Consider the following 13,782-nt stretch of genomic DNA (forward strand, 5'->3'; position numbering starts at 1 on the left):
GTGCGGGTGACCTACGAAAGCGCCATCGGCTCCCACGTGGGCATGGTGCGCTCGAACAATCAGGACTCGGGCTTCGCCGGAGACCACCTCTTCCTCGTCGCCGACGGTATGGGCGGGCACGCGGGAGGCGATGTCGCCTCCGCGGTGGCCGCCAAGGAGATGGCGGCCCTCGACGTGCCGCCGACGAGCAGCCCCGAGGCCACCACCAACTCGCTGCGCACGGCGATCCTCGAGACCAACACCAAGCTGCGCGCCGTCGTGAAGGATCGGCCCGAGCTCGCGGGTCTCGGCACCACCTTCACCGGCTTCATCCCCGTGGGGGACCAGCTCGCCCTCGCCCATATCGGGGACTCGCGCCTGTACCTGCTGCGCGACAACCACCTGCAGCAGATCACGAAGGATCACACCTTCGTGCAGCGCCTCGTCGACAGCGGCAAGATCACCGAGGAAGAGGCGAAGACGCACCCGCGGCGCTCGGTGCTGATGCGCGTGCTCGGCGACGTCGACTCCTCGCCGCAGGTCGACACCGACGTGCTCGACACACGGCCGGGCGATGTCTGGCTGCTGTGCTCCGACGGGCTCTGCGGCTACGTCGAAGATCACGACATCGAGAAGATCCTGCGACGGCGCTCCTCGCTGCAGGGCGCGGTCGACTCGCTCATCGACAAGAGCCTCGCCCACGGCGCACCCGACAACGTGACGGTCGTGCTCGTCGAGACGGAGGCGGCTCCCGACGTCGATCCGCACGCCACCAGCGAGCTCCCCGAATCGAATCGCCGCTTCGCCGGCTCTGCGGCGACCACGCCCGACCTGCGCGACGGCGACACGTCGACGGCGCGCACGCGTCTCATGGGACGCCGTCGCCTGGTGCGGCGCCCGCCGGTGGTCGCCGAGAGCCAGTTCGAGCCCCGCGTCGACGAGTACCTGGCAGAGCTGATCGCCGAGACACGGCGCCGCAATCGCCGCCGCCGACTCCTGTGGGCGCTCGGCGCGGTGGCCGTGCTGCTCGCGATCGGCGGCGCCCTGCTCTTCGGCTACCAGTGGACGCAGAGCCGCTACTTCGTGGGCACCGACGGCGACACCGTGGTGATCTACCGCGGCGTGCAGCAGAACATCGGCTCGTTCTCGCTGCACTCGGTCGCCGAGGACACGGAGATCCCGCTCTCCGAGCTCGACGGGCTCGAGCAGCGCCAGGTGAAGCGCACCCTCAGTGCCGGCTCCCTCGCGGAGGCGCGGGAGATCGTGCTGCGGCTGGGGGTGCACGATGAGTAGCCCGCAGAGCGGCGACGCCCGCACCTTCGACCAGACCCGCACTAGCGAGACGGTGCTGCAGCGCATCACCGCCCTCCGCGCTCCCCGCAAGCTGCTGGGGCTCGAGCTGTCCCTGCTGCTCTTCGCGATCGCGGTGGGCATCGCGGCGGTCGTCATCATCGACCTGACCGTGGTGGGAGCGCCCACCACTGAGCTGGCGCCGGCGGGCGCCCTCTTCGTCATCGCCCTGTTCGCGCTGCACATCACGATCCGGCGTATCACCCCGGACGGCGATCCGCTGATCATGCCGATCGCCGCGTTCCTCAACGTCATCGGCATCGCCATGATCTACCGCATCGACCTCGCGCAGCAGCTCTCGGGCTGGGACGCGTGGGCGGTGCGCCAGCTCGTCTGGTCGTCGATCGCCGTCTTCGCGGCCATCGTCGTGCTGCTCGTGATCCGCAATCACATGGTGCTGTTCCGCTACACCTATCTCAGCGGCCTCGGCGCCGTCGTGCTCCTGCTGCTCCCGATGCTGCCCGGGATCGGGCAGACGATCAACGGCGCGCGCGTCTGGATCCACATCGGCGGCTTCTCGTTCCAGCCGGGCGAGATCGCGAAGATCCTGCTCGCGATCTTCTTCGCCGGATACCTGGTGCGCAATCGCGACTCGCTGGCGATGGTGGGCAAGAAGATCCTGGGCATCCGCTTCCCGCGCGCCCGCGATCTCGGCCCGCTGCTCGTGTTCTGGCTGGCGGCCATGTCGGTGCTCGTCTTCCAGCGCGACCTCGGCACCTCGCTGCTCTACTTCGGGCTCTTCCTGTCGATGCTGTATCTGGCCACCGGACGCATCGGCTGGATCATCCTCGGCGTCGGCCTGTTCCTCGTGGGCGGTATCGTCGCCAGCCAGACGCTCGCCTACGTCAACGTGCGCTTCGCGAACTGGCTCGACCCCTTCGCGGACCCGCTCGGCGGCAGCTACCAGATGGTGCAGGGGCTGTTCGGCATGGCGAACGGCGGCATGACCGGCACCGGGCTCGGTCAGGGCTACCCGTTCGACACGCCGGAGTCGCGCAGCGACTACATCTTCGCGAGCCTCGGCGAAGAGCTCGGGCTCATCGGGCTGTTCGTGATCCTCGCCGCCTACCTGCTGCTCGTGGGCCGAGGCCTGCGCATCGGCTTCGCCGGGCAGGACGACTTCGGCAAACTGCTCGCCTCGGGACTCGCGTTCGCCGTCGCCCTGCAGGTGTTCATCGTGGTCGGCGGCATCACCCGCGTCATCCCGCTCACCGGGCTCACGGCGCCATTCCTCGCCGCGGGCGGCTCCTCGCTCGTCTCGAACTGGATGATCATCGCCCTGCTCATCCTGCTCTCCAACTCGGTGCGCAACCGACCGAAGCTGGTGATCCGTACATGAACAAGCAGTTGAAGTTCCTCACCCGCACCGTGTTCGGCATGTTCCTGGTGCTCTTCTTCTCCGTCACGATGATCCAGTTCGTGTCGGCGGACGACCTGCGCGCCAACGAGCTGAACGGCCGCACCGTCAAGAACGGCTACAAGGTGGAGCGCGGCTCGATCCTCGTCGACGGGGATCCCGTGGCCTACTCCACCCCCACGGGCGACTCGTTCCGCTTCGTACGGCAGTACTCGGACGGCCCCCTCTACGCGCCGGTCACGGGCTACTTCTCGCACACGCAGGGCATGACGGGCCTCGAGGCGGCCATGAACCAGGATCTCTCGGGCATCGGCAACGCGCAGTTCTTCACCCGCATCATGAACACGCTCAACGGGGTCGCCCCCCAGGGCAGCTCCGTGCAGACGACCATCGATCCCGCCGCGCAGACCGCAGCGGCGGAAGCCATGGCCGAGGGCGGCTTCGAGGGCGCCGTGGTGGCACTGGATCCGAAGACCGGCGAGATCCTGGCGCTCGTGTCGACCCCCAGCTTCGATCCCAACGTGCTGTCCACGAACAGCGACGCCGAGATCATCGCGAACTACCGCCAGCTCGAAGAGGATCCGTCGCAGCCGCTGCAGAACCGCGCGATCGCGGGCGACCTGTACCCGCCGGGTTCCGTGTACAAGCTCGTGACCGCCGCCGCCGCCATCGAGTCGGGCGAGGCGACGCCCTCGACCGAGTTCCCGAATCCGGCGCAGCTCAAACTGCCCCAGTCGACCCACGAGATGCAGAACGCGTCGCGCACCACCTGCGGCACGGGCTCGAAGGCCACCCTCGAACAGGCGATCGTGCTGTCGTGCAACATCCCCATCGCCGAAATGGCGATGGACATGGAGCCGAACGCGGTGCCCGACATGGCGCACGCCTTCGGCTTCGAGCAGGAGCTGTCGATCCCGCTGGCGGTCACGCCCAGCACGTCCCCGATGCCCGAGGACGAAGCGCAGGTCGCGCTCTCCTCGATCGGGCAGCTCGACGTGCGGGTCACCCCCCTCCAGGTAGCGATGGTTTCGGCGGGAATCGCCAACGGCGGCACGGTGATGAAGCCCTACCTCGTCGACCGGGTGATCACACCGGACCTGCGCGTCGAGAAGGAGTACACTCCCGAAGAGTTCTCGAAGCCGATCTCGCGCGAGACGGCGGAGGACGTCGCTGGCATGATGGAGGAGGGCGTCTCCTCCGCCGAGGGCCTCGCGCAGCGGGCGGGCATCGACGGGGTTCGAGTCGCGGGCAAGACGGGCACCGCCGAGAACGGCACGGACGAGAACGGGAATGACCTTCCCTTTACGCTGTGGTTCACGGGATTCGCGCCGGTCGAGGATCCCGAAGTGGCCATCGCCGTGGTGATCGAGAACGGCGGCGGCGAAGCCTACGGATTTGAGGGGGGTTCGTTCGACCTCCCCACGGCAGTCGGAAAACGAGTAATGGAAGCGGTGTTGAGCGAATGAGGCCAGCGGCAGGGATCACATTCGGCGGACGCTACGAGCTCAGCTCGAGGATCGCCGTCGGAGGCATGGGCGAGGTCTGGCGGGCGACCGACAGCATCATCGGCCGCACCGTCGCCATCAAGATCCTCAAGGACGAGTACATGGGGGATCCGGGCTTCCTCGAGCGCTTCCGCGCCGAGGCGCGGCACGCCGCGCTCGTGAATCACGAGGGGATCGCCAACGTCTTCGACTACGGCGAGGAGCAGGGCTCGGCCTACATCGTGATGGAGCTCGTGCCCGGAGAGCCGCTCTCGGCGATCATCGAGCGCGAGGGGCGCCTGCCGGCGAACCGGGTGCTCGGGATCGTCGCGCAGACCGCGACGTCGCTGCAGGCCGCTCACGACGCCGGTCTGGTGCACCGCGACATCAAGCCGGGCAACCTGCTGATCACGCCCGAGGGGCGCGTGAAGATCACCGATTTCGGCATCGCGCGGATCGCGGACCAGGTGCCGCTGACCGCGACCGGACAGGTCATGGGCACCGTGCAGTACCTCGCGCCCGAGCAGGCGAGCGGGCACACGGCGACCGCGGCCACCGACATCTACTCCCTCGGCGTCGTGGCCTACGAGTGCCTCGCGGGCAAGCGCCCGTTCACCGGCGAATCGCAGGTGGCGATCGCGATGGCGCAGATCAACGACACCCCGCCGGATCTGCCGGGCGACGTGCCGGAGCCGGTGCGCAATCTCGTGATGGCCTGCCTCGCGAAGGATGCGGCGGGTCGCCCGGCGACCGCGGCCAAGCTCGCGCAGGCGGCGACGGCGCTGCATCGGAACGACGTGCAGCTGGCGGCCAGCTATGTGCCCCAGGTACTCGGCGCGTCACTGGCGGCGACCGCCGTGATGGCGCAGCAGACCCAGGCGCTCGATGCGGCCACCGCGGTGATGCCGCAGACAAGCGCCCTCGCGGAGCAGCAGGATCCCGAGGACGAGGCGGGCGAGGCTGCCGAGCCGGTCGCGAAGAAGAAGAGCCCGTGGACCTGGCCGCTCATCACGCTCGCGGCTCTGCTCCTCATCATCGGTGCGGGCACGGCCTACGCGCTGCTGAGCGGCGGGGACGGCGAGCCCCAGCGCACGACGACCCCGCCGCCCACGACCACCACCACCACGCCCGCCACGACCGAGGCGCCCACCACCGGCGCGATCGACCGCGGCGAGGTGGTCGGCAAGTCCGCCGAGGAGGCCACAGCCTACCTGAACGGGCTCGGTTTCACCAACGTCTCCACGCAGCCGGGCAGCCAGGCGCCCGACGACGAGGTCGGCCTGGTCACCGAGGTCAATCCGAGCGGCTCCCGCGTGCCCTTCGACCAGGCCATCGTGCTCACGGTCAACGTCCCGTTCGGCGACGTCGCCCAGCCCCCGGCGCCGACCGGCACCGACACGGTGGACTCGGGTCAGGCGTTCACGCTGAGCCTCGCGTCGAATGTCTGCCCCACGGGGCTCACCCTGCAGGGCTACACCGTCACCGCGGATCCGTCGAACGCGCTGGCGAGCGTCTCGGGCTCGACGGCCAACCTGCAGGCGCCCACCCTCGATCCCGGCGCAGACGACGCCACGATCACGGTGACCTACACGGCGACCTGCCAGGCGAGCGGCGTCGAACGGGTCTCACCCGCCTCACCGGAGGCGACGATCACCGTGCAGGCTCCGCCGGCCGACGGACCCGATGCGGGTTCCGGGGGCAACGGTCAGCCCTGACGGGTCTCGGCGGAAGGCCGGAACGCGACCCCGGATCCCGATAAACTTGGAGGCAGTCCTTGAGCACGGAAGAGGTGACCATGCCCGATACGACCGATGGTGCCGGTGAGCAGCGCATCCTCGCCGGTCGCTACTCCATCGGCGAGTTCGTCGGGCAGGGCGGGATGGCCACCGTGTACCGCGGGACGGACATGAAGCTCGGGCGTCAGGTCGCCATCAAGGTCATGAAGGCCGATCTGGCCGGAGACGAGCAGTTCCGCTCCCGTTTCCGCCAGGAGGCGCAGTCGGCGTCGCGCATGGCGCACCCCACCGTGGTGCGCGTCTTCGACGCGGGCGACGACCTCATCCAGACGGCGGACGGCCCCAAGCGGCTGCCGTTCATCGTCATGGAGTACGTGGAGGGGACCAATCTGCGGCAGCTCCTCTCCGAGGGCGGCCTGTCGCAGTCCGAGGCCTGCCGGGTGGTCGACTCCGTGCTCACCGCGCTCGAGTACTCGCACCGCGCCGGCATCGTGCACCGCGACATCAAGCCCGCCAACATCATGATCACCAAGAGCGGTCAGGTGAAGGTGATGGACTTCGGGATCGCCCGCGCGGTCTCCGAGACGTCTTCCACGCTGCAGCAGACCACGGCGATCCTCGGCACGGCCGCCTACTTCTCGCCGGAGCAGGCCAAGGGCGAGTCCATCGACGCGCGCACCGACCTCTACTCCACGTCGGTGCTGCTCTACGAACTGCTGGCAGGCGACGTGCCGTTCCGCGGCGACACCGCGGTGGCAGTGGCCTACCAGCACGTCAGCGAGCGGCCCACCCCGCCGAGCGACCGCAACCCCGAGGTGACTCCCGAGCTCGACCGCGTCGTGCTCTACGGGCTGGCGAAGGATCGCTCCAAGCGCTTCCAGACGGCATCCGAGTTCCGCGACGCGCTGCGGCTCGCGGCCAGCGGCACGATGCCGAAGCTGTCGGTGCAGCCGCAGGACACCGTGCTCTTCTCCGGCGGCGAGGAGGTCTCGGAGTCTGATCTCGCACTGCGACAGCTCTCGGAGGGCGGCGGTGCCGCGCGCACGCAGAGCCGACCGCCGGTGATGTGGACGTGGGCGGCGATACTGACTGTCGGCGCCGTGATCGTGGCGGTGGTCTTCTGGCTGGTGACGCTGGCCCCGCAGCAGTTCGTGCCCGACAACTCGCGCGAGATCCCGGATCTGGTCGAGATGGAGCGGGCGGATGCCCTCGAGCTGTTGCAGAAGCAGGGCCTGTTCCCCGTGACCATCGACGAGACGAGCGAGACGATCGCCGCCGGTCGCGTGATCTCGAGCGACCCCACGACCGGTACGGTGCTCACCGTCGGCGATTCCATCACCCTCTACATCTCGACCGGCCCCGAGGTGGCCCAGGTGCCCGAGCCCGACAACATGTCGCTCGCGGAGTACAAGCAGGCGCTCGAGGATCTGGGTCTCGCAGTCGGTGTCGAGACGAGCGTCGACGACCCCATCGCGCCCGAGGGGCGCGTGCTCGAAGTCTCACCGACCCCCGGCACCGAGCTCGCCTCGGGCGAGAGCGTCTCCGTGCGGGTGTCGAGCGGCAAGGTCAAGGTGCCCGAGGTCGTCGGCCACCCGCTCGAAGCGGCACGGTCCCTGCTCGACGGCCGCGGTCTCGAGATCACCTACACCGCGGATGAGTGCCCGGCAGAGGGCAACTTCCCCGTGACCTGGCAGTCGATCGTCGGCGAGCAGGATCAGGGCGCCGCGCTCGAGGTCAAGTACTGCGCCGCCTGACCACGACGCTTCCCCGCGCAGCAGGTGCGCCGAGCGCGGGACGACGCGTGCTCAGCCCGCGATGAGGGGGGAGAGCGACTGCGCGATCCGCGGGGCGTTGCCGAGGCCCGCCACACCCAGCCAGTTGCCCAGCTGACGGTAGCCGCCCTCGGTCAACACGGATTCGGGGTGGTACTGCACACCGTAGACGGGCAGCTCGCGGTGACGCAGTCCCATCACGATTCCGCTCGCCGTCTCGGCGGTGATCACGAGCGTCTCCGGAACGGTGTCGCGCACCACCGCGAGCGAGTGGTACCGGGTCGCGTTGAACTCGGGGGCGACGCCCTCGAAGAAAGGATCGTCGCTGTGGTGCACCCGCGAGACCTTGCCGTGCATGAGCTCCTCGGCATGGGTCACCGTGGCGCCGAGCGCCTCGGCGATCGCCTGGTGGCCCAGGCACACGCCCAGCAGCGGGATACCCGTGCGGAGGGCGATGCCCACCATCGCGATCGAGACGCCCGCATCCGCCGGAGTTCCGGGACCCGGCGAGATGAGCACCCCGTCGTAGTCGGCGACGAGCTGCTCGAGCTCCCCGGGGCTCACCTCGTCGTTGCGGATCACCCGCGTCGCGGCACCGAGCTGCTGCAGGTAGCCGTTCAGCGTGTAGACGAAGCTGTCGTAGTTGTCGATGATCAGAATGCTCGTCATGATCCGACCGTCGCCTCCTCGGCTTGAAAGTACAGGGCCGCCCACGGGTAGACGTAGGCGATGAGAACGGTGACCAGCGCAGCCGCGACGAGCAGGAGCACGATCACCCGCAGCCAGGCCGGCCCCGGGAAGAAACGCCAGAGCAGTGAGAACATCAGGCCTCCTGATCCCCGCGGGACGCCTGGGTGCGCTCCATGGTCGGATTGAGCTCGAGCAGTTCGGCCGGCGGGCCGTCGCTGCGTGGCTGGAAACCCTCGAACACCGAGTAGGCGACGGCGCGCTCGTCGCTGCCGGCCAGCTTCGGGTGGCAGGTGGTCAGCGTGAGGATCTGATCCTCGCCCGGTTGCCCCTCGAGGCGGGGGAAGGGGTTCAGCACGTCCACCGCGTCCGGCAGCACGTACTCGATCGAGCGGAAGCGATAGGTGTACCATCCCTCCGCGGTTTCGACGAACAGAGGATCGCCGACCCGCAGGTTCATGATCTCGCGGAAGGAGTTGATCAGGGGCCCCGATCGGTGCCCCGCCAGAGCGAAGTTGCCGGGCTCGCCGGGCATCTGCGTATTCTCGTAGTGCCCGATGCCCTTCTCGTCAAGGTTGAGCACCGTCCACCAGTCGGTAGTCTCTCCGATGCGGTTCGCGTAGGTGGTGCCGAATGCCGGTGCGTGCAGCACCGCGAACACCTCGCCGGCCGCGGGCCGCGCGGCGACCGGGACCGTGCCCGGTTCGACCGGTGGGGCCGCGGCGTCCCAGCGAGCCGAATCCTGCGCAGAGAGCTCGGTCTGCTTGGCGGTGACCGCGACGCCGGTGTGCCAGGGCTGCCACACGATGTAGCCCAGCACCCCCAGGCCGCCGAGCAGCAGCACTTCGCCGATCACCGTGAGCGGACTCAAGCGGGCCCGCCGGCGTCGGCCGCGCGCGCTGCGAGACTCCATCACCCTGACATTGTATGCGCACAGCGCTGAGAGTCTTGCGGATTCCCGGTAGACTCAGAGTCATGGCAGCAGCTGGGAAGAATGTAAGCAAGCGCAAGTCGGCAGAGCTGACGCAGGATCAGGCCGCGCTCTCCTCCGCCCGGAAGGACGCGCCCAACCCCGTCTGGTTCAAGCCGGTCATGTTCGGGTTCATGCTGCTCGGCCTCATCTGGATCGTGCTCTACTACATCACGAGCGCCACGGCGCTCCCCCTGCCCGTCCCCGCCCTTGGTCAGGCCAACATCTTCGTGGGCTTCGGGCTCGTGCTCGTGGGCTTCCTCATGACCCCCTGGTGGAAGTAGCCGCTCGACGCAGGCCCCGCCGACCCGCGGTTGCCGCCCGCTCTGCCGCGAATCACACCGGTGTAGTTCCTTCCCCAGCTGGGGAGAAGCATGTGGATAACTGACGAAAGCCCCGGCATTGCCGGGGCTTTCGTCATCCTGCACGAGCGAAGCGAGTCGCGGGATCCGCACTGAGATCCTGTGATCGGCGCCGCAGGATGACGCGCGCACAGGCGACCAACCGCACCCTCACGCTCCGCGGCGCCGGGAGACGCGCGTGCGTCAGATGATCGACGGCAGCACGACGAAGTAGGAGAAGCTGCGCCCGACCAGCACCGCGCCGAGCCCCACGAGGCCAATGAGCCTCCGGGTGCTGCGCCGCGGACCCCGTGTGGCCAGCAGCAGCCACATCGTGATCGCACCGACCACCATTCCGCCGAGGTGCGCCTGCCACGAGATGTTCGCCCCGGGGATGAGCCCGATCCCGAAGTTGATCGCGATGAGCACCGCGAGCGAAGTGATGTTGACTCGCGCCGCCTTGTAGGCGACGAGGGTTGCCGCCAGCACGCCGAAGATCGCGCCGGATGCCCCGACCGTGGGAGTGAGCACGCTCGCCGGTTCCGCGTACCCCCAGAACATCACGCCCAGCGAACCGCCGACGCCAGCGAAGAGGTACAGCGTGAGAAACGCCGCCCGACCGATCATCTGCTCGAGGTTGCGGCCGAAAAGCCACAGCGCGTACATGTTGAACAGGATGTGGAACAGGAAGCCCGTGGAGTGGGTGAACATCGAGGTGACCATGCGCCAGGGCTCGAAGTCGAGACCCGGCGGGAGCACCGACCCCGGGAGCGAATAGAGCGGGGCATACCAGAGCGTACGCGTCACCTCGTCAGCGCCGAAGTAGTGGCTGAGCGTCTGCGCGACGAACACGATCCCGCAGAGGATCATGATGCCGTAGGTGATGGGGGTGTCGAGGGCGGCGATGCGCCGGCCCGTCACCCGCGCCGAGCGGCCCGCACGCTGAGCCGCGCCCGGCTGCGTCTGCTTGACGCACTCCGAGCACAGCACGCCGACGGCCGACACCACCTGGCAGTCGGGGCAGATGGTGCGGCCGCAGCGCTGGCACAGCGTGAAACTGTGCACCTGGGGGTGGCGATAGCAGACGTCGTCGGGCCCGTACTCGACGCGCTCGCCGAACGCCGGCCCCGGTCCGTTCGCCACCGGGAGCCTACGCCTCGACGACGTCGACGCCGGAGATCACCACATCGTCGACGGGGCGATCCATGGCACCGGTCTGCACGGCCGAGATCGCGTCGACGACCGCCTTCGACGCGTCGTCCGCGACCACGCCGAAGATCGTGTGCTTGCCGTTGAGCCAGTCGGGGGCGGTGGTGGTGATGAAGAACTGAGAGCCGTTGGTGCCCGCGAGGCGGCCCGTCATGTCGGGGCGCTTGCCCGCATTGGCCATCGCCAGCTGGTAGGGCTCGGAGAAGACCAGCTCCGGGTGGATCTCGTCGTCGAAGGTGTAGCCCGGCCCGCCGGTTCCCGTGCCGGTGGGGTCGCCGCCCTGGATCATGAAGTTCGGGATGATGCGGTGGAAGATCACGCCGTCGTAGAAGCCCTTCGCTGCGAGATCGACGAAGTTCTTGACGGTCTTGGGCGCGTGGTTGCCGAAGAGGTTCAGCACGATGTCGCCATGATTGGTGTGGATGGTGGCTACCGAGGTGTGGATGCTCATGGGGACCAGTCTAGGCCGGGCTTCTGACGCGATCGCTGCACGCGAACCCGTGGCGGGGATACTACCAGGCTGTGAATCGCTCGCAACGGGTGCGGCACGGTCGCCGTGCCCGCAACGGTTCGGTGTAGCGTGGAGGTACGAGTGATGTCGCTCAGAGCATTGTCTCGCCGAGCTAGGAGGACAGGGTATGAAACTCTCACGCAAGCGCCGCCGCGAACTCCGCCGGCTGCGGAACGAAGCACAGGAGCTGCTCGATCAGCAGCGCGTCGTCCTCGGACACGCCGGCGACGTGCTGCAGCAGGCCGGGCGTCAGGCCCGACGCTTGAGCGACGAGCACCTCGCCCCGCGGGTCGACGAGACCCTCGAGGCCGTGCGGCCCGCCGTCGATCGCGGTGTGGCTTCGGCGCGACGCGCCGCCGACGGCGTGCGCCGCGTCACCGCGCCGCTCGTCGCGAGCGCGCTCGCCCGCACGATCCGCACGCTCGACGAGCTCGACAACAAGGACGCCGCGAAGCAGGTGCGCGGCTTCGGCGAGCGTACGGGATACCTGAAGCCCGAGAAAAAGGGCATCGGCGGCGTCATCGCCCTCGGGCTCGGGATCGCCGCGGCGGCGGGCGTCGGCTACGCCCTCTGGCAGGCGTTCCGCACCGACGACGAGCTCTGGGTGGCCCCCGAGAACTGATCTCCGTGCTCGGCCGACGGAGCGAACCCTCCGCCGGCCGAGCGAGCGCCGGCCCCGGTCATCCTGCGCGAGCGGAGCGAGTCGCAGGATCCACCACCGTGCTGGATCCTGCGACTGCGCTCGCTCCGCGAGGGACGACGGAGGAGGGCCTGGATCCCGACGCCTCACCGCCGGGTCGGCGCAGCGCGGCTACTTCCGCGGCTTGGCCTGCTTGTTCCCGGGTTTGCCGTTCTGACGATTCTGCGGGCGGCGACCGCTGATCCCGGCCATCCGCATCCCGGTCTGCACGAGCGAAAGAGTGCGCAACGACCGGATCTCTCGGATGGGCACCCAGCGCGCCTCGTCGGAGGACCCGCCCACCTCGTGGCGCAGCGGCCCCTCCTTGACAGTGGCGCGGTAGACGATCCTGATCGTGTGCAGTTCCGGATCCCGACCCTCCGGCGCCTCCTCGCGCACCATCACGCGCGAATCGACCCCGAGCAGTTTCCCCACGCGCGCCTCGAGACCGGTCTCTTCGAGCACCTCGCGCACCACCGCGTCGCGCGGATCCTCGCCGCCCTCGATCCCGCCGCCGGGGAGCGTCCACCCGTGCAGATGGCCGCGGCGCCAGTGCGTGAGCAGGATCCTGCCCCGCCGCTCCACCACCGCGTACGCGGCCACCCTCAGGTCCATGCTACGAGCCTAGCCTGTCGCGCTCGAGCCACGATCCATCTCGGCGGCACCGCCGGCGCGCACGATTCCGTCGACCCGCGCCCCGGCCTGCCACCCCAGCAGCCAGCGCTCGAGACGCGCGTACGCCTCGCGGCGCGACGCCTCGCGCGAGAGGAAGACGTCGTGCAGTGCGCCGTCGATCCGCTCCACGGTCACGGCGGACCCGAGGCGCAGCGCGGCCTTCGCCACCTCATCGACTTCGAGCACGGTGTCCGCGCGCGTCAGGTCGTCGCTCCACCTCACCGGGAGCGCGAAGCGCGCCGAGAGCAGCACCTCGATCGGAGCATCGATGCCGAGCCCCCGGTTCACGCGCGCGTGTCCGTCGAGGATCGCCCGCAGCCATCCGTGCATCACCGCGTGGGTGCGCTCCGGCCGCCACGCGGAATCGACGAGCGCAAGATCGCCCTGCGGGCCGACCTCGCGCTGCGCCCGCGTGTAGAAGCCGTAGTCGAGCTGGGGCGCGACCTCGCGGGGGTTGAACCGCGCCCCCAGGTTGATGAGCGGCATGAGCACCTGCCTGCCCGTGCTCGCCAGCTGGAACTCGAGCCACGGGCTGTTGAGTACGAGCGCATCGGCGCGCCCCGGGTGCGCTCCCGCCCACAGGCTCAGCACGAGTCCCCCGGTCGAGTGACCGAGCAGCACGAGGCGCCGCGGCTCCGCGGACCGGTCCTCCGCCATCACCGCGAGCGCGCGGTCGATCTCCTCGTGGTAATCGTCGAGATCCTCGATGTACCCCGCGGTCTGCCCCTCGCGCAGACTGCGCCCGTACTTGCGCAGGTCCAGCGCGAAGAAGCGTGCGCCCCTGCGCGTCCAGAAGCCGGCGAGCTCGCGCTGGAAGAAATAGTCGGACCAGCCGTGCACGTAGAGCACGTCGACGTTCTCGAGGGCGCGGGTGCGGCTGAGCACCCGATCCAGCACCGGACGTCTGGTCGGCAGAGAGCGCACGAGGGTCGCCACCAGCGGACCCTCCTCGTCCACGCCGAGGTCGAGGTCGGTGCACTCGAAGCCGGGCCCGAGAACGTCTCCCCGCCACGCCGTCATGCCGCCAGTCTA

14 protein-coding genes are annotated in these 13,782 nt (G+C 69.1%); 7 read left to right on the forward strand and 7 right to left on the reverse strand.

Going from position 1 to position 13,782, the window contains the following annotated elements:
* Genes EVS81_RS08715 through pknB form a run of 5 tightly spaced genes read left to right on the forward strand, consistent with a single transcriptional unit; the run spans position 1 to position 7,660 of the window.
* Positions 1-1,272 (forward strand): PP2C family protein-serine/threonine phosphatase, encoded by a 1,272-nt coding sequence (locus tag EVS81_RS08715; RefSeq protein WP_205879305.1) that lies wholly within the window; start codon positions 1-3, stop codon positions 1,270-1,272.
* Complete coding sequence (locus EVS81_RS08720; protein WP_130110042.1) at positions 1,265-2,668, forward strand: FtsW/RodA/SpoVE family cell cycle protein; 1,404 nt, start codon at positions 1,265-1,267, stop codon at positions 2,666-2,668. The genes EVS81_RS08715 and EVS81_RS08720 overlap by 8 nt, the downstream gene beginning before the upstream one ends.
* Positions 2,665-4,152 carry a peptidoglycan D,D-transpeptidase FtsI family protein gene (locus tag EVS81_RS08725; protein WP_130110043.1) on the forward strand — a complete coding sequence of 496 codons (1,488 nt, stop codon included), beginning with the start codon at positions 2,665-2,667 and terminating at the stop codon, positions 4,150-4,152. The genes EVS81_RS08720 and EVS81_RS08725 overlap by 4 nt, the downstream gene beginning before the upstream one ends.
* Positions 4,149-5,885, forward strand: coding sequence for a protein kinase domain-containing protein (locus EVS81_RS08730; protein ID WP_130110044.1), 1,737 nt, complete (start codon positions 4,149-4,151; stop codon positions 5,883-5,885). Before EVS81_RS08725 ends, EVS81_RS08730 begins: the two co-directional genes overlap by 4 nt.
* A 59-nt stretch (positions 5,886-5,944) precedes the next feature.
* On the forward strand, positions 5,945-7,660 hold the full coding sequence (gene pknB / locus EVS81_RS08735) for a Stk1 family PASTA domain-containing Ser/Thr kinase (protein ID WP_240739788.1): 1,716 nt from the start codon (positions 5,945-5,947) through the stop codon (positions 7,658-7,660).
* A 51-nt stretch (positions 7,661-7,711) separates the two neighbouring features.
* On the opposite strand, the gene EVS81_RS08740 is transcribed toward pknB, so the two are convergent.
* From EVS81_RS08740 to EVS81_RS08745, 3 genes are read right to left on the reverse strand one after another with little or no spacing between them, the layout of a single operon-like run.
* On the reverse strand, positions 7,712-8,347 hold the full coding sequence (locus EVS81_RS08740; protein WP_130110045.1) for an anthranilate synthase component II: 636 nt from the start codon (positions 8,345-8,347) through the stop codon (positions 7,712-7,714).
* The gene (locus EVS81_RS15805; RefSeq protein WP_165384227.1) at positions 8,344-8,502 is read right to left on the reverse strand and encodes a hypothetical protein; all 159 of its coding nucleotides are present in this window, start codon (positions 8,500-8,502) and stop codon (positions 8,344-8,346) included. The genes EVS81_RS08740 and EVS81_RS15805 overlap by 4 nt, the downstream gene beginning before the upstream one ends.
* Entirely contained in the window at positions 8,502-9,278 is a 777-nt protein-coding gene (locus EVS81_RS08745) for a class E sortase (protein ID WP_130111366.1), read from the reverse strand. The genes EVS81_RS15805 and EVS81_RS08745 overlap by 1 nt, the downstream gene beginning before the upstream one ends.
* Positions 9,279-9,340: 62 nt before the next feature.
* On the opposite strand from EVS81_RS08745, the gene EVS81_RS08750 reads away from it, so the two are divergent.
* Positions 9,341-9,619 (forward strand): cell division protein CrgA, encoded by a 279-nt coding sequence (locus tag EVS81_RS08750; protein WP_130110046.1) that lies wholly within the window; start codon positions 9,341-9,343, stop codon positions 9,617-9,619.
* A 261-nt stretch (positions 9,620-9,880) separates the two neighbouring features.
* Here EVS81_RS08750 and EVS81_RS08755 read toward each other — a convergent pair whose 3' ends face one another.
* Both EVS81_RS08755 and EVS81_RS08760 read right to left on the reverse strand, forming a co-directional pair.
* Positions 9,881-10,819 (reverse strand): rhomboid family intramembrane serine protease, encoded by a 939-nt coding sequence (locus tag EVS81_RS08755; RefSeq protein ID WP_130110047.1) that lies wholly within the window; start codon positions 10,817-10,819, stop codon positions 9,881-9,883.
* Positions 10,820-10,826: 7 nt separating this feature from the next.
* A complete protein-coding gene (locus EVS81_RS08760) occupies positions 10,827-11,336 on the reverse strand; it encodes a peptidylprolyl isomerase (protein ID WP_130110048.1) in 510 nt (169 codons plus the stop codon).
* 187 nt (positions 11,337-11,523) lie between these two features.
* Between EVS81_RS08760 and EVS81_RS08765 the strand changes: the two genes are divergently transcribed.
* Positions 11,524-12,018 carry a DNA/RNA helicase gene (locus EVS81_RS08765; protein WP_130110049.1) on the forward strand — a complete coding sequence of 165 codons (495 nt, stop codon included), beginning with the start codon at positions 11,524-11,526 and terminating at the stop codon, positions 12,016-12,018.
* A gap of 189 nt (positions 12,019-12,207) precedes the next feature.
* Here EVS81_RS08765 and EVS81_RS08770 read toward each other — a convergent pair whose 3' ends face one another.
* Together EVS81_RS08770 and EVS81_RS08775 are read right to left on the reverse strand one after the other, a co-directional pair.
* Complete coding sequence (locus tag EVS81_RS08770; protein ID WP_130110050.1) at positions 12,208-12,690, reverse strand: NUDIX hydrolase; 483 nt, start codon at positions 12,688-12,690, stop codon at positions 12,208-12,210.
* A 9-nt stretch (positions 12,691-12,699) separates the two neighbouring features.
* Positions 12,700-13,770: an alpha/beta hydrolase gene (locus EVS81_RS08775; RefSeq protein WP_130110051.1), complete on the reverse strand. Its 1,071-nt coding sequence runs from the start codon at positions 13,768-13,770 to the stop codon at positions 12,700-12,702.
* Between the last annotated feature and the right edge of the window lie 12 nt (positions 13,771-13,782).

The organism is Leucobacter triazinivorans (assembly GCF_004208635.1).
Lineage (GTDB): Bacteria > Actinomycetota > Actinomycetes > Actinomycetales > Microbacteriaceae > Leucobacter > Leucobacter triazinivorans.